The organism is Devosia sp. P3_B2, assembly GCF_056402875.1.
Genome location: NZ_JBFUGO010000009.1, coordinates 133,075 through 151,165, shown reverse-complemented (window position 1 = coordinate 151,165; position 18,091 = coordinate 133,075). Strand labels below are relative to the sequence as shown.

At 60.7% G+C, this 18,091-nt stretch carries 18 protein-coding genes; 9 read left to right on the top strand and 9 right to left on the bottom strand.

The features are described from left to right. The 4 genes from AC1DV8_RS14660 to AC1DV8_RS14645 all read left to right on the top strand — a co-directional run bounded on the left by AC1DV8_RS14660 (nt 1) and on the right by AC1DV8_RS14645 (nt 4,536). Nucleotides 1-822, top strand: a complete 822-nt coding sequence (locus tag AC1DV8_RS14660) for an ABC transporter permease (protein ID WP_477151253.1) — start codon at nt 1-3, stop codon at nt 820-822. A gap of 12 nt (nt 823-834) precedes the next feature. Further along, complete coding sequence (locus AC1DV8_RS14655; RefSeq protein WP_477157965.1) at nt 835-1,872, top strand: ABC transporter ATP-binding protein; 1,038 nt, start codon at nt 835-837, stop codon at nt 1,870-1,872. A gap of 4 nt (nt 1,873-1,876) precedes the next feature. Next, entirely contained in the window at nt 1,877-2,710 is an 834-nt protein-coding gene (locus AC1DV8_RS14650) for a glycerophosphodiester phosphodiesterase (RefSeq protein WP_477157964.1), read from the top strand. A 725-nt stretch (nt 2,711-3,435) separates the two neighbouring features. Further along, a complete protein-coding gene (locus tag AC1DV8_RS14645) occupies nt 3,436-4,536 on the top strand; it encodes a hypothetical protein (protein WP_477157963.1) in 1,101 nt (366 codons plus the stop codon). A 210-nt stretch (nt 4,537-4,746) separates the two neighbouring features. On the opposite strand, the gene AC1DV8_RS14640 is transcribed toward AC1DV8_RS14645, so the two are convergent. Together AC1DV8_RS14640 and AC1DV8_RS14635 are read right to left on the bottom strand one after the other, a co-directional pair. Then, a complete protein-coding gene (locus AC1DV8_RS14640; protein ID WP_477158002.1) occupies nt 4,747-5,052 on the bottom strand; it encodes a DUF433 domain-containing protein in 306 nt (101 codons plus the stop codon). Nucleotides 5,053-5,898: 846 nt separating this feature from the next. Further along, nucleotides 5,899-6,204: a helix-turn-helix domain-containing protein gene (locus AC1DV8_RS14635; RefSeq protein ID WP_477157962.1), complete on the bottom strand. Its 306-nt coding sequence runs from the start codon at nt 6,202-6,204 to the stop codon at nt 5,899-5,901. A gap of 199 nt (nt 6,205-6,403) precedes the next feature. Here AC1DV8_RS14635 and AC1DV8_RS14630 point away from each other — a divergent pair, with 199 nt between their 5' ends. Continuing rightward, on the top strand, nt 6,404-6,769 hold the full coding sequence (locus tag AC1DV8_RS14630; RefSeq protein WP_477157961.1) for a DUF6634 family protein: 366 nt from the start codon (nt 6,404-6,406) through the stop codon (nt 6,767-6,769). 126 nt (nt 6,770-6,895) lie between these two features. Next, complete coding sequence (locus AC1DV8_RS14625) at nt 6,896-8,314, top strand: AAA family ATPase (protein ID WP_477157960.1); 1,419 nt, start codon at nt 6,896-6,898, stop codon at nt 8,312-8,314. A 413-nt stretch (nt 8,315-8,727) separates the two neighbouring features. Here the strand turns inward: AC1DV8_RS14625 and AC1DV8_RS14620 are convergent, their stop codons facing one another. Next, nucleotides 8,728-8,916 (bottom strand): hypothetical protein, encoded by a 189-nt coding sequence (locus tag AC1DV8_RS14620; protein WP_477157959.1) that lies wholly within the window; start codon nt 8,914-8,916, stop codon nt 8,728-8,730. A 109-nt stretch (nt 8,917-9,025) separates the two neighbouring features. On the opposite strand from AC1DV8_RS14620, the gene AC1DV8_RS14615 reads away from it, so the two are divergent. Together AC1DV8_RS14615 and AC1DV8_RS14610 are read left to right on the top strand one after the other, a co-directional pair. Further along, nucleotides 9,026-9,412, top strand: coding sequence for a hypothetical protein (locus tag AC1DV8_RS14615; protein ID WP_477157958.1), 387 nt, complete (start codon nt 9,026-9,028; stop codon nt 9,410-9,412). A 78-nt stretch (nt 9,413-9,490) separates the two neighbouring features. Next, nucleotides 9,491-9,889: an HNH endonuclease gene (locus tag AC1DV8_RS14610; protein WP_477157957.1), complete on the top strand. Its 399-nt coding sequence runs from the start codon at nt 9,491-9,493 to the stop codon at nt 9,887-9,889. A 12-nt stretch (nt 9,890-9,901) separates the two neighbouring features. On the opposite strand, the gene AC1DV8_RS14605 is transcribed toward AC1DV8_RS14610, so the two are convergent. Beyond that, nucleotides 9,902-10,714 (bottom strand): inositol monophosphatase family protein, encoded by an 813-nt coding sequence (locus AC1DV8_RS14605; RefSeq protein ID WP_477157956.1) that lies wholly within the window; start codon nt 10,712-10,714, stop codon nt 9,902-9,904. A gap of 745 nt (nt 10,715-11,459) precedes the next feature. Here AC1DV8_RS14605 and AC1DV8_RS14600 point away from each other — a divergent pair. Next, a complete protein-coding gene (locus AC1DV8_RS14600; RefSeq protein WP_477157955.1) occupies nt 11,460-12,119 on the top strand; it encodes a glycosyltransferase family 4 protein in 660 nt (219 codons plus the stop codon). A gap of 129 nt (nt 12,120-12,248) precedes the next feature. Here AC1DV8_RS14600 and AC1DV8_RS14595 read toward each other — a convergent pair whose 3' ends face one another. The 5 genes from AC1DV8_RS14595 to AC1DV8_RS14575 all read right to left on the bottom strand — a co-directional run bounded on the left by AC1DV8_RS14595 (nt 12,249) and on the right by AC1DV8_RS14575 (nt 18,074). Further along, entirely contained in the window at nt 12,249-13,499 is a 1,251-nt protein-coding gene (locus AC1DV8_RS14595) for an O-antigen ligase family protein (RefSeq protein ID WP_477157954.1), read from the bottom strand. Between the two features lie 316 nt (nt 13,500-13,815). Then, nucleotides 13,816-14,292 (bottom strand): acyltransferase, encoded by a 477-nt coding sequence (locus AC1DV8_RS14590; protein WP_477157953.1) that lies wholly within the window; start codon nt 14,290-14,292, stop codon nt 13,816-13,818. 68 nt (nt 14,293-14,360) lie between these two features. Then, a complete protein-coding gene (locus tag AC1DV8_RS14585) occupies nt 14,361-15,545 on the bottom strand; it encodes a CgeB family protein (RefSeq protein ID WP_477157952.1) in 1,185 nt (394 codons plus the stop codon). 23 nt (nt 15,546-15,568) lie between these two features. Next, on the bottom strand, nt 15,569-16,630 hold the full coding sequence (locus AC1DV8_RS14580; RefSeq protein ID WP_439600208.1) for a Gfo/Idh/MocA family protein: 1,062 nt from the start codon (nt 16,628-16,630) through the stop codon (nt 15,569-15,571). A gap of 202 nt (nt 16,631-16,832) precedes the next feature. Further along, nucleotides 16,833-18,074 (bottom strand): hypothetical protein, encoded by a 1,242-nt coding sequence (locus AC1DV8_RS14575; RefSeq protein ID WP_477157951.1) that lies wholly within the window; start codon nt 18,072-18,074, stop codon nt 16,833-16,835. Nucleotides 18,075-18,091 lie beyond the last annotated feature (17 nt).

The following is an 18,091-nucleotide window of genomic DNA, read 5'->3' as shown; positions in this document are numbered from 1 at the left end:
ATGGCGCGCGCACTCGTTGAACGGCGAACCGACTGGACCGGCATCTTCTTTGCCGTGGTGCTGACTGTTGTCATCGTATTTCCGCTGCTGGTGGTGGGCACCTGGGCCTTCACCAATGTGTGGCGCTACCCCTCGGTGATCCCCCAGGAATTCGGGCTGAAGTTCTGGCAGCAGACGCTGGCGCGCGCCGACGTGTGGAGCGCCATCACCACGAGCCTCAGCCTCGCGACGATGGTGACGCTGCTCTCGGCGATCATTTGCCTGCCGGCGGCCTATGCCTTTGCGCGGCTGGATTTTCCGGGGCGGAACATCCTGTTCTTCTCGTTTCTCGCCGGGCATGCCTTCCCGAAGTTTGGGCTACTGGTGGCGATCGCCGGCATTTTCCTCAGCCTCAACCTGATCGGGACGTTCTGGGGCGTGGTGCTGATCCAGCTCGTCGGCACGCTGCTGTTCATGATCTGGATTCCGGTGGCGGCGTTCCAGTCGGTCGACCGACGGATGGAAGAGGCAGCGCGCGATGTGGGCGCCGGGCCGTTCCGGGTGTTCTGGTCGATCACCCTGCCCCAGGCTGGGCCGACCATCGCGGCGGCTGTGCTGCTGAGCTTTGTCGGGACGTTCTATGAGACGGAGGGCGCCTGGCTGATCGGCGCGCCGCAGATCCGCACCCTGCCGGTGCTGATGATCAGCTTCATCAACAACCAGCCGGTGATCCAGTATGGCGCGGTGCTTTCCGTGCTGCTCTGGGTGCCGAGCTTCATCGCGCTGCTGTTCGCGCGCCGCGTCATCAGCTCGGGCAGCTTTGCCCGCGGCTTTGGCGGTTAGGAAAGTCCCCGCATGTCCGTGCTCGAGATCAAGAACGTCACCAAGAGCTTCTCGACCACCAAGGCGGTGGACGATTTCACGCTGACGGTAGGCGATGGTGAGCTGGTGTGCCTGCTCGGGCCGTCGGGGTCCGGCAAGTCGACGCTCCTGCGGATGATCGGCGGGTTCGAAACCCCGACCTCAGGACTTGTCGCGATCGACGGCGAGGACGTGACGCGGGTGCCGCCGGAGAAGCGGCCGACCGGCATGGTGTTCCAGAGCCATGCGCTGTGGACGCATATGAACGTGTTCAAGAACCTGGCGTTCGGGCTGAAGTTGCGGCGATTGCCGGAGGCCGAGATCAGGCGCAAGGTCGAAGCCGTGCTGGAGCTGGTCGGGCTCGGCGGCTTTGGCCACCGGGCGACGACGCAGCTTTCGGGCGGGCAGCAGCAGCGCGTGGCGTTGGCGCGCTCGCTGGTGCTGGAGCCGAAGATTTTGCTGCTCGACGAGCCGTTCGCGAGTCTCGACCAGCACTTGCGCGAACGGCTTCGCGAAGAGGTTCGGGATATCCAGCAGCGGCTGAAGATCACCACACTGTTCGTGACGCATGGGCAGGACGAGGCGCTGGCGCTGGCCGACCGGATCGTGGTGATGCGCGACGGGCGAACCGAGCAGGCGGCGGCGCCGGACGTGGTCTATCGCGAACCGGCGACGCCGTTCGTCGCGGGCTTCATCGGGACGATGAACCTGGTGGAGGGGACGGTCTCCAATGGCACGTTTGCACATTCCGGCTTTGTCGTGCCGGTGCCGGTGGGCGATGGGGCGGCAACGCTGGCAGTTCGGCCCGAGGCGTTGGAGATCGTGCCGGCGAATGGCGCGGGCATGGCGAAGATCCACCGCGTTACCGACTACGGCACGCACGCCATCGTCGATATCGAGCTGCCGGACGGGGCGCGGCTGAAGTCGATGACCAGCGAGGCGCGGGACTGGTCGCATGGGCAGTCGATCGACCTGAGGCCCAAGGCCTTCGCGGCCTATCGCGACAACGCGGCGATCCACCGGAGCAACTGACGATATGGCCGATGCGATTTCGGTGACCCGCGAGGGTCATCGCACGTTCTTCAAGTGGCACCGCGGACGGCGGAGGGCGACCGATCCGGTGTTCACCGGGCGGCGGATCATCGAGGGGATGAAGCTGGGCGCTAGCGTCGAGGTGGACCTTGTGATCCACGCCGACGACGGCATGGCGGTGCTGCATAACCTGTCGCTGGAGCGGGAGACGACTGGGTCCGGGCTGGTGCGAGAGACGTCGGCCGAAGTGCTGCGGGGGCTGCACTTGCGCGACAATGCCGGGCAGCCGATCGACGACAAGGTGATGCTGCTGGAGGATCTCGCGGCGCTGATTGCACGGGACGGGGCGCATCCCGAGGGGTTGCTGCAGCTCGACTACAAGGAAGATGCAGCGGCGCTCAATCCGGCGGTGGTCGCGAACTTTGCTGGGGCGTTGGGCCCGGTGGCGCGCCATTTCATCCTGTCGTCGGGGGATGCGGAGTCGGTGCGGGTGCTGACCGACAGCACGCCCGGGCTGCGGATTGGGTACGATCCCTGCCACAAGGGCGCGATGGAGCGGTTGATGGCAACGCGCGATTACGCGGCGTTCGTCGCCGATGCCGTGGCGGCGTCGCCGAAGTCGGAGCTGGACTATCTCGAGTACCGGCTGGTGCTGGAAGCGGACCGGGATGGGTTCGACATCATCGGGGCGTTCCACGCGCATGGGCGGCGGATCGATGCGTATACGGTGAGGCGGGCGGATGATGAGGGGATGGCAGTGATCGAGCGGTTGCTGGAGTTGCGGGTAGACCAGATCACGACAGACGATCCGGAGGACGTGGCGGCAAAGCTCGGGTAGCAGGAGCCGCGTTGGCGGGCGAGCTACTTCGAACGATTGGAGGAGACCTGCGCGATCTGCGTCTGGACGCTGTGCCCCTTTAGAACGTGGCTGGTCTGCTGAACGTGCCCCTGCGAGCCCGGCACGGGCAGCGAATCGTGGCCAAGGACGCCCACCTCCCAGAAGGCGGTTCACAGGTACAATCAAACTGGATGCAGTGCCGTGCCTGGAGATCGACCGGCCGGATGAAACTTCAATCGAGCAAGTCCGTGCTCATGTCCGAGCTGTCGTGGAGAGCGACGAAGAGAGCGTCGGAAGACGCAGCGAACCTCCAAAGGATCCGGCGAATGCCCTGCGACCGTGCCGCAACGAGCTTGCCAGGAGTTCGCCGGAACTCCGCCAGAACTCACGCATCCATTTTTAGTAGCATAAACAATATGTTGCGGCCAACCTAAGACCACGTTGCCATTGGGCCCAGCAGCATCCACGGACGTAGCGCATCCAACCTCCAACGGCGTGGGTGGAACGCCTGAATTGTCCAAAGGGGTGGACGAATTACGGCGAGACCCCAGCCGAGTAACGGCAATCCTCTATTTGGTAACGCCGATCCAGATCCTGTGGATCGGCGTTACTATCTGTCGAATCCGCGCCGCCCTGAACGCATCCCTTGATCCGCCAGCTTCCATGTTGCTACCGCAATTTTCGTGGAGTAATGAAAATATACCGTGGAGTAATGGGTTTCGAAAGTGGCGAGTAAGAAGACACAGGCGGCTTACCTTGCCGCCGGTATGAGCTTCCTGAACCGGGCGCGGGAACGGTTTGCCGGAATGGCAGATGTCGAGGCCCTGTGCGCTCACGCAGAGGCCCGAACACAGACCCTCAGGCCGTCAACGGTCAATTTGTTTCGGCAGCAATATCGTTCCGTTCTCAAGGAATTGGCCGAGGCCGAACAGCTGGACCAGGCGACTATCGAGGCATCTCAACGGCGGATCGAGCATGCGCTCGCGAGAGTCCGCGGCAAGCCCGCGGTGAAGAATACGGCTTCAAAGAAGGTGAAGGACGCACGGGCGTGGATGGTGAAGGAGGTCTTCGGCCACCTTAGGCTGGCCGCAATTCGTCATGAGCGAGTTCGGTTGGCGGCGACGGCGCTGTACTGCCTGCTGATACCTCTACTGGGGACACGTCCGTTCGAGCTTCAGGGCGCGCATATCGATGGCGACTTCCTGATTATTCGCAACGCTAAGCGAAATGATGGTAGCACGCGCTCGCTACCCCTTTCAGGCCTTCATCCCAGCCGCCGTATGGCCTTGTGGGTGATGCTCGAAATCACACGTTCTGAAATGGCCCATGTTGGCTATCAGAGGTGGCTGAGGATTTTGGCCGAGAACTTGGCTCGAGCCTGTATCTCAGCAAGCCGAGAAGGCTATCCGATACCAAGATTGTCACCAAGCAGCTTCAGACACACCGCCATCAGTACCTGGGCTGCTGCAGGCTATACCGTGGAAGAGATCGCCGAGATGGCAGGTCATCTCTCACTGTTTTCGGCTCGTCGCAGTTACATTCATAGAGGCGCAGCTTGGGCACAGCGAGCGGGTGAAATCATCCTTCCCACAGCACCGCCTACGGCCGCCGCGACCCCGATCGATCCAGCTTCGATCGACGAGATCGCGTTGATGGTGGATGATTTTCCGACACCCGCAGCCAAACCGACGCCAGCCCAAACAGGTGCGAGTGGAAATCATCTCTGGGCGGAATTCAGGGCTAGGCTCAATCGGGAGCACGATCGCGGGCGCGAGGTACCGTTGACAAGTCAGGATTTGCCTTCTCCGCCTCGCAGAAGGAGCTAGCTATAGGAGGGGTGCCGGTGGAAGGGCGCCAATCAGCCATGGCCACCGCCTACGGGACAGAGGGACCACCACATGGGAGGCGCCTCGCTCCACTGCCGCGCCCAAGCGCCCGGACGAACTGGATGACTGCGCGTCACTGGCTACATCGCGCAGAAGCTCGATATCCGCGGCACTTACCGACGCGGTCAGAGCGACTGCGTAGACGTCTCCTTAGCGCCAAAGCGAACGCCGGGCCTCATCGACACGTGTTAGGCCTATGCCTGAGCTCACATGAGGTCGTCGAGAGACGGCCCAGGTCGGCACCCTGTATCGCCGATTTTTCCGTGACTGGGGGGAACGGTCGGCCGCCCGTCCTCGGATGTGCCGCAGCGTAAGCTTGGACCGCCGAGACTCGCTTCTCCAAAGCGAGGGATAGTCGCGGCGAACATCGTCCACGCTCATGCCACCGTTGAGCAGCGCAGCGATCCGATGGGCCTCGATCCTCGTTCCCTTGATGAGGGCGTCGCTGCCGATCATGTGAATGCTGTCCTCAAAGTCGGTCGCCACAGTGGTCCTCGAGCCGACCATCTTTCGCGTCTCCCAATTCCCCGCAACGTTAGGGGTGCATCTAACGGGGGTTCAAGTCGGCGATCGAGCAGGTGATTGCCTCTTTCGGCATAGGACTCGAACACACGCACAAAGTCGATGATGTTCGAAGGCTCCTCCAGGACGAGCGCCGCCGGCGTGGGCTGACGCAGGCCCGAACTCGCGAACCTTGCTGGTACGTCGCAGAAATGGATCAGCGATTTTGAACGAGGAGGCGCGTAGACCCGCCGCTCTCGATCGTCCTCAAGGTCCTGAAGTTGCTCGGCATCGCGATCGAGGCACGCCGAGCATCATAACTGTTCCTAAAGTTGAAGCCGATGAGGGATCAGAGTCTAGGTGCCAGTTTGGGCCGATGCATTGGATCATAGCTGGGAAGTGTAGTGTGCCAATCCCCGATGAACGGCCTCATCGAGCTCGATCTCGGCTTCTATGTAGGCACGCATCAGCTCGACGATGACAGCCGGTGTGTCGATTCCCGCGATCCTGTTGTCCGAAAGCGCCTCGCGGACGATGTTCTCACGCTGCGCCCTGGTTAGCGCGCCAGCCTTCCCGATTCCTGACGCTTGGCACATGTGCGCCCTCCCACAGAAACAACAGGCATTCTAGCGACCGCGATACATACGAGCCAGATACATCCCGTCGAGATTCTCCGCCTCGGTGAGCAGGAACGGCGGCGCCCGGAAGGTCCGCCGGGGCCGGCGACTGCCCGCTGATGCCACAGCATGCGGTCTTGGTTGGGAAGAAGACGCGTAGTCCTGTTGAGCGCAAGATCCGCGCCTAGTGGTCTTGATTGGGCGTCGAACGCTTCCCTCTGTGGATCTTTCGAGGAACTACTAAAGCCTGCCCCATCCAATTGCTGGGAAGGAGGAAGCCTGGCCCGTGCTCGTCATCTCGCGGAACAAAGATCACGCCAGCCTGCTCGAGCGCGGCGCGGACAAGCAGATAACTCTCCAGCGAACCACGCCGGCCGGTCTCGAGGTCTGCCAGTGTCCGAGAGTGCACGCCCGCCCGTTCCGCTAGGGCGTCCCGGCTGAGGCCGAGGGATTGGCGAGCTGCCAGCAGGAGTTCCGGATGTAGGTCCATGTGACGTGGATGCCACGCACCCAAAGCTCAGGCGAGTCAAGAATTGTCTCCTCAATCCTTGCCGTCCGTTATTCCATTTTTGGCATCCAAATTTGCCGAATCGTACACAACCGGCTACGAGCTGCGGACGTCGGACACGGCATGGGCCGAGACTCGATTCGCGCCCCTCCCCCGACACGATCGAACAGCGAGGACCCAAGTGCTGAAATTCTCCGAATGCGGCTTTGAGAACGAGGGAAACGAATTAGAGGTCTTGGTCGACAAACTGGCTCTACTAAGAACTGATCTTCGCAACCTGGACCGCGGCCAACTTCCGTCGGCGGCTGCGCTTGCGAATGCGCCCTACATGACAAACTGGAGGGTCATGCTGGATCTCCGTGCCTGCCTTTATGGCGACGTCACCGGCCATCCGATATTGTCCGACGGGCGTCATGTGATGACGTCCGAGCTTATTGTGGACGCGCGGAGTCTCGGTTGGATGCGAACTGCTTCGCGGCTTTACCGCTTGGGCAGGCCAATGTCCCCTGAGGCATTCTTCGATGACGACGGCACGGCCCAACGGTAGGGGCTCTGAGTTATGGCCCCGCCTCGCAGTTCAAACTTCCGCTCCGCAATAAGACACTTTGAACGGCGCAACAAAGCAGCTGTCGCCGGAGAGCACCTACCCAGTGAAGAGGACCTGCTCCTGGGGATGGCCTTCATCGGTCGAAGTCTCGAGTCTGACGTCCGGGAGTACGCGATACGGCTCGATCGCCGACTTCGTCGCAAGGGAGTGCATCTGGCTATCCTTCAGGAGGTGATTTCCGCTCCAAACCTCAGCGGCCTCCAAGAGTTGGAGCGGCAATTCGAGTTCCCAGCGGGCGAGGAACGAGGGGAGGAAGTGGTTCGAGTGAAGGTGCGGCTCCGAATCTATCGCATGTGCTGGGGCGACGCCGATGCCGCCTCCGCACTAGCGGGAGACATCCTTCACATCGCCCTAGTCAATAAAGTCGACGAGGAGGTCTTTGTGCGCCTGACCGGCCGGGCACTCGATCTGCTGTCCTCGTCGGCGTACCTGGGCCAGCGGCCCCCCTTTGCAGGCGGTCAACGTGCGTTCTACTCCTCGCCCCCCGACTCTCGAATGGAGCAATCCTTCGACGTGATCGGCGACATTGAGATCGCTAAGGCGTCGCTCGAGAAGCAGAGCGAGCCTACACCTGACCAAGCCGTTGCTGATAACGAACAGGTCAATGAAGCACCAGCCGACTTCGACGGAGTTGTGGTAATCGCCGACGTTGGAACTCCCTATACAAGCGAGGGGCGCAAGACTGCAGACGCCGTCCGCAAGTTGATCGGCGTAAAGCTTCCAACCAACATCCCGAATGATTTGCAGGAAGCCTGGCGCATCCTGGTGAGCGAGTTTCCTTATGCCACGGATGTCGTGGACCGAATCTTCCTGCGAGTGGCGTCCAGGCGCGACAGGATCGAGCCGACGATCCTGGTGGGAGCTCAGGGAAGTGGAAAATCCCGGTTTACTCGCCGACTTGGCCAAGTCCTTGGTCTCGGAACCGACATTGTTCCGTTCGCGGGACTGGCCGACTCGACGATTGCCGGCACGTCTCGCCACTGGGCCACTGGCGGCCCTTCGATCGCACTTGCAGCAGTCATGCGCCACAACATCGCAAATCCCCTGATTGTGGTCGATGAACTAGACAAGACCTCGGATGGAGGCCACAACGGCAACGCACTGCACGCTCTGCTTCCGTTCCTAGAAACGGAAACATCGGTTGCGCTGCGCGATCCTTGGCTTCAGGCACCTGTGGACCTGAGCAAGGTGTCCTGGCTAATGACGGCGAACACGACCGATGGGCTGTCCGCGCCACTGCGCGACAGGTGCAGCATCATGCGGTTCCCATCTCCCGAACAAAGGCACCTCGATGCGTTGCTTCCGACACTCATTGCCGAGTTAGCGGTCGAACGCGGGGATCCGTTCGTCGCCGCACTACCGCTTGATGGTGGCGAAAGGAGAGCGCTAAGGTTCTGGACCGACGGATCCCTGCGTACTCTCAGGAGGATGGTCTCGCAGATCCTTGACGATCGCGAGCGTCGAATGCGCGTGATGGTGACGTGAGCACAGTCGCGAAGTGTTTCGGAGCTGGCATAGCATTAGTCTCTCGGATCGAGTCCGCACTACAATGGGTGATCCGACTATTCTGTGCTACCAATTTACCATACGGAAGTGGGACATCGCTCCGCGAGAACCTCTTCGTTTTCGTATCGCGTACCGGTGCTTTGCCTCCGTTTTGATCGCCGCGCCTCGTGGACGGTGATTTTGACACACCACCCTTCCGGGACCGGAACTCTGCCAAGAGTTCGCTGGAACTCCGCGAGAACTCGCGTATCGCTTTTTTGCAAGTGTCAATGTGCTGAGATGGTAGGCGACCACGAGCACACATCTTTCCAGTCTCTGCGTGGGCGCCAAGGAGAGTGCCTACGCTCTGAGAAAGACCAAAAGCCTGTGGTCTGCGGGGAAGGATCGTTGCCTCATTCGTTAACCTTATTCGCGGCCGACAGGCCATCGGCGTTGACGTCGATCTCTGTTTGTTCTTCCATCAACGTGCCGCTCAACAAGCGGCGCCAGATTCGGCGGCCGTTCAAAGAGCGGCCGCCACCGCGGCGGCAACCGCGGCAGCGACCTGGCCATCCCAACCCCTGATACAGCAGGAGCCACAATGGTTAGCTTTCCTGATACGGTGCTTCGGCGCCTTCTCCTAGACATGTCGGTGTCGTTTGCAGCGCCGATCGGTCGTCTTCCTGCCCTCCGTCTAGCGGTGGTGCAGCAATGAGAATCTTCTGCGTATTCCTGGACGGCAATGACGCGCTACGCGCCTTGAGCGATCCACATCCGACCTACGCAGGTCGCTACATCGTTGCGGAGACCGGAGGAGCAAAGCTCCTGTGGTGCTCACCGATGATCGCAGGCGTTGGTCCGTCACGGTTGGTCACGCTGTTCGAGACCAACCTTGCCGAAAAACTTCGCCATGCCAGTTGTACCCGCATTTATCTGACCCTTACCTGGGTGGCTGTTCTCCGCCCGCTTTTCCGCGCTGCTATCAGGGATGTGCTTAAGGCACCGGGTCGTGCTTGGCGCCTGTTCGTGTTCCGGATGGGGCCCGGGAAGACCCTCAAGGGTTCGCGGGTCTTCCTGCGCAAACCGCGCAAGCGCTGATCAAGGATAAGAGGCTTGGCAGTGCCGCTTCGGAGTCACCGGAGCGGTCTTGTCGGCGCGCCGATAGGAACACACCACATGAAACGTCGAGAGTTTTCGCTCAAGACTAGACGATTGGCCTATCAACGAGCAGGTGGTCGCTGCGAAGCAACCGGGTGGACATACGGGCTACCAAGCGGTACGCGATGCAACGCTGGCCTCGAGAAGGCAGTCGAGTTCGACCATTATCCCGTGCGCGCGGCAGATGGTGGAAGCAATGATCTCGACAATTGCGTCGCAGTTTGCCCTGTCTGCCACAAGGTCAAGACCTACCAATTCGACTTCCCCCAGATCGCCAAGCAGATACGGGTCCGTGACCGGCACCAAGGTATCCTGCTACGCAATGGTTTTGCCACCAACCGAAGGGGCCGCTTCAAGAAGAAGCTTTCGGGAGAGATTGTCGCCCGGCGGTTACAGCCATTTCGTCAACCGGGCTGATGTGCCGCACTATCAGCGAGGGTCTTTCATCGGAACGTCCCTGAGCCTCTCAATAAGGAAGGCGTGCGTTGCCTGGTTAGCGACGATTATGGCGCCGGTATGCTCGTAGTACTCGGGCCCCCTGCCCCACCAGTCGGTCACAATACCGCCGGCCTCTTCAACAAGGAGGATGCCGGCGGCAGTGTCGACGAAACCGGTTTCCTCAAAATATCCGGTGAGACGGCCCATCGCGACATAGGCGCACGAATTGGCGGCGCTGCCGACTATGCGGACGGCGCCGACCGGCGCGCGGATGGCGTCGAGACGTTCGTAGGCACCTGGATAGAGCGAGAGGCCGGGGCTGGGCAGGCCGGTGCCGATGTTCATCAAGCCGATGTCGGTCTGCTCGGAGACCTTCAGGCGCTCGCCGTTCAAGAAGCTGCCCTGCCCCGCGATGGCGGTGAATATCTCGTCGGCGGGCGGGTTGAATAGCACGCCGGTTACCGTCTGGCTGCCGCGGCGCAGCGCGATCGAGATGGTATAGTGCATGCCATTGACGAAGTTGGTGGTGCCGTCGATGGGATCGACGAGCCAGCGATATTCTTGGTCGTCCTTGTCGACGGGCGGGAATTCCTCGCCAGTAAAGCTCCAATCCGGATAGCGTTCGAACAGGAACTTGCGGATCAGTAGCTCGGACTCCTTGTCGGCGTCGGAAACGAAATCGGCTGGCCCCTTGATGCCGATCTCAAGCTCGCGAAAGCGCTTGAAATAGCCCTGGGTGAGGGCGCCGGCCTGCCGCGCCACGGTGACCATGTCGGCAAGGACGGGATCGTAGGAAAAGCTCATCTGAATCACTCTCTGCTTGAGGTACGAGCTTACAGCGAGAATGAACGGGCCACATGTCCAATTGGCGCGATATCTGATTGAGCCCCACTCCGCTGCTCGGCTAGTATGAATTGTGCGCCGGGGCGCTCTGGCGGGGCTGGCCGCCGGCGGCACAGGAGAGCTGGTGGGCATCCACAACGCAATGCTGTTTTCAATGGCGTTGGCTTCGACAGGAGCTGGGCGACGGTCAGCCTCGTCGCGCAGACTCTTTTGAAAGCACATTCAGCATGATTGTGTATTTGATGTGTATGAGTGAACCGCGCCGATAAGATGCAGACCACCTTCTCAGAGGGGCTCAACGACGCTGATGACGCAGGTGCGCTCACCCAGCCTATTGGCCATTGGACCATTCCCTCCCCCCGTGCATGGGCAGTCGCTCGCGACCGAGCACTTGGTCGAGGGGTTTGCCACTGCTGGCATCTCGGTGCTTCGCGTCGATGTCAGCGGTTCGCTTGGACGCAAGCTCATTGCCCACGTCCTAGCCCTGTTCCGCGTCCTGGCCGGGCGAGGCCCGTGCTACATTTCGCTCAATTCAAACAGCGGTATCTGGCTAAGCCTCGCTTTGCTGGCTGTCGCTCGCATCAGAGGCAGGCCCACGCTTCTCCACTACCACAGCTATGCTCTCGTTCGCAGGCGCAGTGCGGCGGTAGCCCTGTTGGTCCAGCTGTCGGGGAAGCGGTCCAAGCACATCGTGCTCGGACCCAGAATGGCAGCGGCACTGCAAGAGCATTATCCGCATCTGGCGGGTCGGACCTTGGTGCTGAACAACTCAGGGCTGATCGACCCGGCGGGATCGCCGCGCAGGCGAGAAATGGGACCCCGATTGAGACTTGGCTTCCTGGGAAATCTCACGCTTGAGAAGGGCATCGACACGGCGGTGGAGGTGACCAGGCGATTGGTCGACGCCGGCCATACCTGTACCTTGATCGTCGCCGGCCCGGTCTCCTCACCGGGGGCAGCAGAGGCATTGCAATCGGCCCGCACCAGCCTTGGTGAGCATCTGGTTTATCGGGGGGCCGTCTACGGTTTGGCCAAGAAGGAGTTCTTTGAGGAGGTCGATATCCTGCTCTTTCCGTCGCGTTATCGAAATGAGGCGTCGCCGCTTGTCCTGATGGAGGCGATGGCGAACGGCATCCCCGCGGTCGCGACGGCCGTTGGCTGCATCCCCGACGACCTTGCCGACAAGGGCGGACGTACTGTCGACAATTTTGTTTCTGAAGCCCCGGCAGTCATCAGCGCCATCGGGGCCAGACTGGGCCACCACTCCTTGCAAGCCCGCCAGCGCTTCGAGGAGTTGCTCGGCGAGCATAAGGTGAGCCTCACCGCCCTTCGTCAGTCCCTGCTGGCCGGCCTGCATCGTGACTAGAGCACTTCACCGTTTCGTTGATCGGTGAAAGCTCGGACCGACCGGACGCTGTTCCAGACTGGTCCGCTGCCGCTTGTGCATCGACTTTGCGGCCTTGCGCGGCGCATATCCAGGCCAGGATCTCACTGATCATGTTCGCGCGGACTTAACCGATGCCATTAATTCGACAGCCGACATTGACGCGCCAGTTGCCGAGCCGGTCCCTCCTCCCCGTAGCAGAGGCACATAAGCGGAAAAGAAGCCGATCAGGAAGATGGTCTTACCTATGGGCAGGGAAAATGACACCTGCTGTTGCATGAACCCAGCTGCAACAAGTGCAACAATTATTGTGGTCTCGTGAAACGACCGGGTCGCTACCGCCTGCCGACGAATAAATAAGATGGCGACAAAAATGAAGAGAAAAATTCCGATTGCACCGGACTGAGACCATATCTCCAGGAACACATTGTGCGGGTAGTCGTACCCGGCGTAGTACGCAAATGACCCGAGTCCACTGCCAAAAAGTGGACTATTGCTGATCAGGAACCAAGCCTGTTCATAACCAATTAGCCGGTCCAGACTTGAGGCGTCCCTTGCGCTTCCATAGCTCTCCAACTCAAGTACTCTCAACGTCGTTTCGGCGCCAATCCCCATCATTATGAAACATGCTCCACCTACAACTGCTGCCAATACGCCGATCATAACAGTAATGAGTTTTTGGCGATGCGAGGCAAAGAGGAAGAAGGTGATCATTCCGGCGGCGAGCGCAAGAACGGCGCCGCGCGTCCCGCTGATTATTGACGTGTATAGCAGTACGATGAAGCACACGAAGGCGATGGATTTGTATGTTGGCTTGGCGGCGCCAAACACGAGAAACAGGGCTGCCAACGCTGCCAAAGGAAAAGGTTGCGCCAGTCCAACAGCGGATGCATCTCCCAAGCGGAGCCGACCGTCGACAAACGATCCCTGAGTTGTCAAGAGGACAGCCATGCTGCAGCCTAGCAATGCAAGACCCCATGCAACTTCATTGGCTCGATCGGACGGACCCGGAAGTCGGCCGAGCAGCCGTGCCGCCACGTAAACGCTCAGTGTCGACATCAGTAGGTTGGGAATTTGGCTGGCACCGTAGTTAGCGTTCGGCATCCATGTGGCCGAGATACTGTGCCAGACAAGAAAGGCGAGCACGGCCAGATCGAGAGCGGTGAACCTCATCGACGCCAATGAACGCCACTGTCTAATGACCAAGATCGCGGTGGCCGATGCGCTGACAATAGCGGTGCTCATCCCACCCGGCGCACCGAGCACATCGGCGGTATAGCCGTAAAACAATGGGGCGATCAGGAAACCCGGACGGCGCCATCCAACTGCAATACAAATCAGTAGTAGGCCGAATGCGAGCATTCTCTGTTCATAGCAGCAATCAGAGCCTGAGCCTATTGACGCAGGGGTCCAAGGCAATTGCCTCATACGTCAGGGTTAATGCTGCACTGGGCTCGGCGGCTGGGTGATAGGGGCGATTACATCTGGGATTGCCTTTGAGCTTTGAGCCGGGCGCTTTCTCGTCCGCCGGCATCGACAGCCCTGCTCCACGTGAGCATTTCGGCGCTGACAGGTGCCTCGACGTTCCTCGGTACTCGAGCAAAGCCAAGCCAATCCCTCGATCGCCGGACAGCGCAATCCAGCGCATCTACCGTCGCACACCCGGCAGGCCTGCCGGTCAGTCCGTGAGTCTACGGGCGGGGTTTCCGGCGTAGACCCCGGGTTGGACGATGTCGCGCGTTACGACAGCGCCGGCCCCGATCACCACGTCATCACACACATCGACCGGCAACAGAGTGGCGTTCGATCCGATCGACACCCGATTGCCGATGCTGGTCGGCTTCCACAGGTCCTTGTTCCCCCTGGCCGGGCCTCCCGTCGAGAAGGTGTCGTTGATGAACATCACACCATGCCCAACGAAACAGTCTTCACCGATGGTCACCAGTTCGCAGACGAAAGTGTGTGATTGTATCCGAGTCCGGGTGCCAATCACCGCACCACGCTGAATCTCGACAAACGGACCTATGAAACAGCCATCGTCGATCGTGCAGCCGTAAAGATTGACCGGCTTAACGACCTTTACGCCGACGCCAAACTGCACCGAGCGAATGCCCGCCTGATAGATCTCAGGACGATTTCCGTCGTCCGATGTCATCGGTCCTCACTCCAAAGGTTGCAGCGTGTTCCCGGGGGCAGACTGTTCGAGCCATCCGGCGGGGTCACTCAGCGCCCATACTTCGCAACCAGCCCGAGAATTTGTTCTGTACGTTGTCGGTAGCTGTGTTGCCCCAACGTCGTTGCCTGGCCGCGACGTGCGATCTCCTCGCGGTCGCCGTCGTTCTTCAGGAAATGCTCAATTCCCCGCAGGCAGTCATCGACGGAATCGTAGGCCGCAACATCTTCGCCCGGCCGGAAGAGCGTTGCCAGATTGCTCTTGTTGTCGGTCATCAGGAAGCTGCCCACGCCCGTCGCCTCGAACAATCGCATGTTTCCGGCAAAATCGCGGGCGTCATCGATATGCGAGTTCCAGACGATTCTGGACCGGCGAAGCACGTCGTACATGCCACGTCCCCAAGCCTGGCCCCGATGATACTTGCGCAGCGGGGAGTCCGCAGGCAAACCGCTGAGTGAGGGAAGCCAAAGGGCGATTGGAAATCTCTCGGCGATCTGCTCCAGCAGCTTTATGCGAGTCCCGTGGCTCGCCGCGATGTTGCCGACGAAGCTCACCTCGATATCTTTGGCAGGGGCAGGACCGAGGCGGTCGAGCACACTGGTCTCAAAGGCAAGATGAACTTGCTCGCCCTGAATCCCCTGCTCTCGGAAGCGGTCCACTACCCACGGCAGCATCGAGACGCCAAAATCATATGGACTGACGTCCGCGCCATTCGGCAGCGCCACGCCCTGCTGGACGACAAGCGTGCGATCATTTGCTTTCATCAACCGCATCGTGTCCGCATCGATGACGGATGTGGTTTGGTTGATGATGACATCGGGCCGCATCTCTTCGACTTGCGCCAGCAGGATGGATTTGACGAAACTGGGTGTCGTCCTGACGAGACCCAGGCCCTTACCGATCGGCATCAAAGTCGACTTGTAGCGGCGAAGCACCCGCTTGATGCGCGACACCAGGTGGCTGTCCTCGCGCAGTATGGAAGTTGGCAGCGACGGGGTCGCGAGCCCATGTTCGCGTGCCCAGGCCGATTGAAGCCAGATATTGCTGGTGAAGATCTCGCGAGCTTCGTGGCCGAGCGCAGCGAAATTCCGCGAGTAAAAGTCCGAGAAGCCATACAGCGTCTCGTGCCGAGCAGCCAGCTGCGTATCATATGATGTGTGTTCGAGGCCGGGCGAGGAGCGATAGAACCAACGCAGGAACTCATCCGTGTCTGCGTTCAGTATGAGTATCTTCATTACGGTGTCACTCTAGCGGCGGCTTACCCTTGCTGTCCCAGCCGGCTGAACGACGGGCGGAACTGCAGCGACACTTCTCGTTCAGTCTCAATCGACTCATAGATCGCCGTGATAAACTCCAGGCTGCGGCGACCCTCAAGCCCATCGACCAGCATTGGCATCCCTTGTTCAATGCATTGCGCTACGTGCTTGTAGTACTCGTAGTGCCCATATCCGTATACATCTGGTGGGTTAACGGAAAAGTTTGCGAGGATGTCCTCGTCGCCGGGGCGCTTGTCGACGAAATTCCACACCTTCATTTCGTTGACCGCGAAGCCGCCGATCTCGACGGTGCCCTTCTCACCCAGGATGGAGATGGACCCCTCCAGATCCTTTGGCCGCGTGGCGGTCGTTGCCTCGATCACGCCAAGTGCGCCGTTGGTGAACTTGACCGTTACCACCGCCGTGTCCTCGGCTTCGATCTTGGCAAGCGCCCGGATGCTTCGGCCGAACACGCTTTGTACGTCTCCCATCATCCACTCGAGCAGGTCGAGATGGTGGCTGGCCTGGTTCGACAGCACCCCCCCGTCCAACGCCCAGGTGCCACGCCAGTCATCCTGGTCGTAGTAGGCCTGGTCGCGGCACCACCTCACCCTGACGGTGCCAAGGATGAGCTTGCCAAAGCGGCCGGAGACCAGGGCCTCGCGAAGTTTGACAACCGGGACGTTGAAGCGGTTCTGCTTCACCACGAACAGCCGGACGCCGTAGCGGTCGCATGCCTTGATCATGGCGTCGGCGTCCGTCAGGGTCAGCGCCATCGGTTTTTCGACTAGGATGTGCTTGCGGTACGGGGCCAGTTCCAGCACGTGCGCGGCGTGCATGCCGCTCGGAGTGAGCACGGCTACGACATCGGCGTCGACCGTCCGCATCATGTCGTGCATGTTGGAAAAGTACGGAACCTCGTAAAGGTCGTGAAGCTCGCGGGCTCGATCTTCGCGGGTGTCGCAGACTGCGACGAGGCGGGCGCAGTCAAGTTGCGATCCGCCCAAGAGTTCTGCGTGCCGCCGAGCGATGCGCCCTGCACCGACCAATGCAACTTTCAGCATCCGAGAACTCCCCCACCCAATCAGCAGAAGTTCTCGTGCGTCACCAAGCGCGCGTAAGCCCTTTTGCTAGCAAAAAGAGTAGCATGCCGAAATCTCCCACTCCAGAGTGCGCTTTGGAAGTCTGCAGAATGGGTTAAGCGAGGTTCGCCGGCTGTCGCAAGCAACTGGCTGGCGGGCCGCCGAAAGTTGCCGGGCACCCACATCAGACGATGAGCGATCCTCGCACGGACATCGGCTCGAACTCTCGCTGGACCCGAGCCTCGATGTCACGTCGAAAGCGACCCGAAACACCGAACTGCCTTCGAAAGCCGGTAACTTCATAGCCTCCCTGAGCCACCATCTCATTGGTCGGGAGGTAGCAGGGAACGTCATCGATACAGCCGACAGCAATGACTGTCGTCCCAGGTCGCGCAGCCTCGAGCATGCCGACATAGGCGTTCACCGGCTCCGCCGAAATGCCAAACACGTCCAGGCTGTCGCCCAGCGCGACTTCGTGGATGGTGACGCCGCGGTCGCCGCCGCGCAAGCCGAGCTCCGGCAGGGGAATCTGCCTACGGGCGACAGCTATCCTGCCGGCAATCGTACGTGCGGGCGCCTCCATCGCGGAGAGTACGCTCGCTGCAACACCCTTCGACCATTCCCCCCACTGAGTGGTCGTGAACGGGCCGAAGCTGGGCAACGCCGAGACCGCAAGCGCCCTTGGCCGCACGTCGCCGGCAAAGCCTTGCCAGAACAGCACTGGCACATTTCCCAGCCGAGCTCTGATTGCCTCGCGCACAACTCCCGGAAAGTCTGCACTGATATGCATCTTGTCGGGGTAGGATACCGGGTGGCACGCATAGGACCAGCAAATGGCAATCGGTTGACCGTTACCATCCTCGATCGAAACGACGTGGATTCGGTTGTCGATGGCCACGTCCTCGTTGGGCCGCATTTCCCATCGCGTTCCCCATGGTGGCAGGCGCAAACGCAGGCGCTCCACCGGCAGTCGACGGTGGATCGCAGAATTCGCACTACCCAACCGTTGGTGAACGGTGACTGCCGGTAGCGCTGCTTGCAGCAGTGACCGCACCATCGCCGCTATTTGCTGCGCGACCCGTTCGACATACTCCGGCGAGACGCGCCCAAGCATCAGCATGGGTGCATCAGTAGCGGGGGCGAAATGCGTGTGCGTGGCGCTGATGAAGAGGCGCTCGGGCGGGATGTCGCTCAATAGCGCCTCGAGCCGCTGACGAAGCGCGCGCCCGACAAACAGCAGGTCACAGCCTACGAATACAATGAAACCGTCGTTCTGCCGCAGCACAACGGCGTTCGCTTCGAGGCGATCGGCGACGTGCGTGTATGGCCCGTGGCGATTCCGGTAACCCGCCAGTGGCAACGGCTTGGAGGGGGTAATGTCAACAAAGGCCGCTCCGGCGCGAAAGGCCTCGGGGTGGGTGATCACTTCGTGTCTCTCTGCCA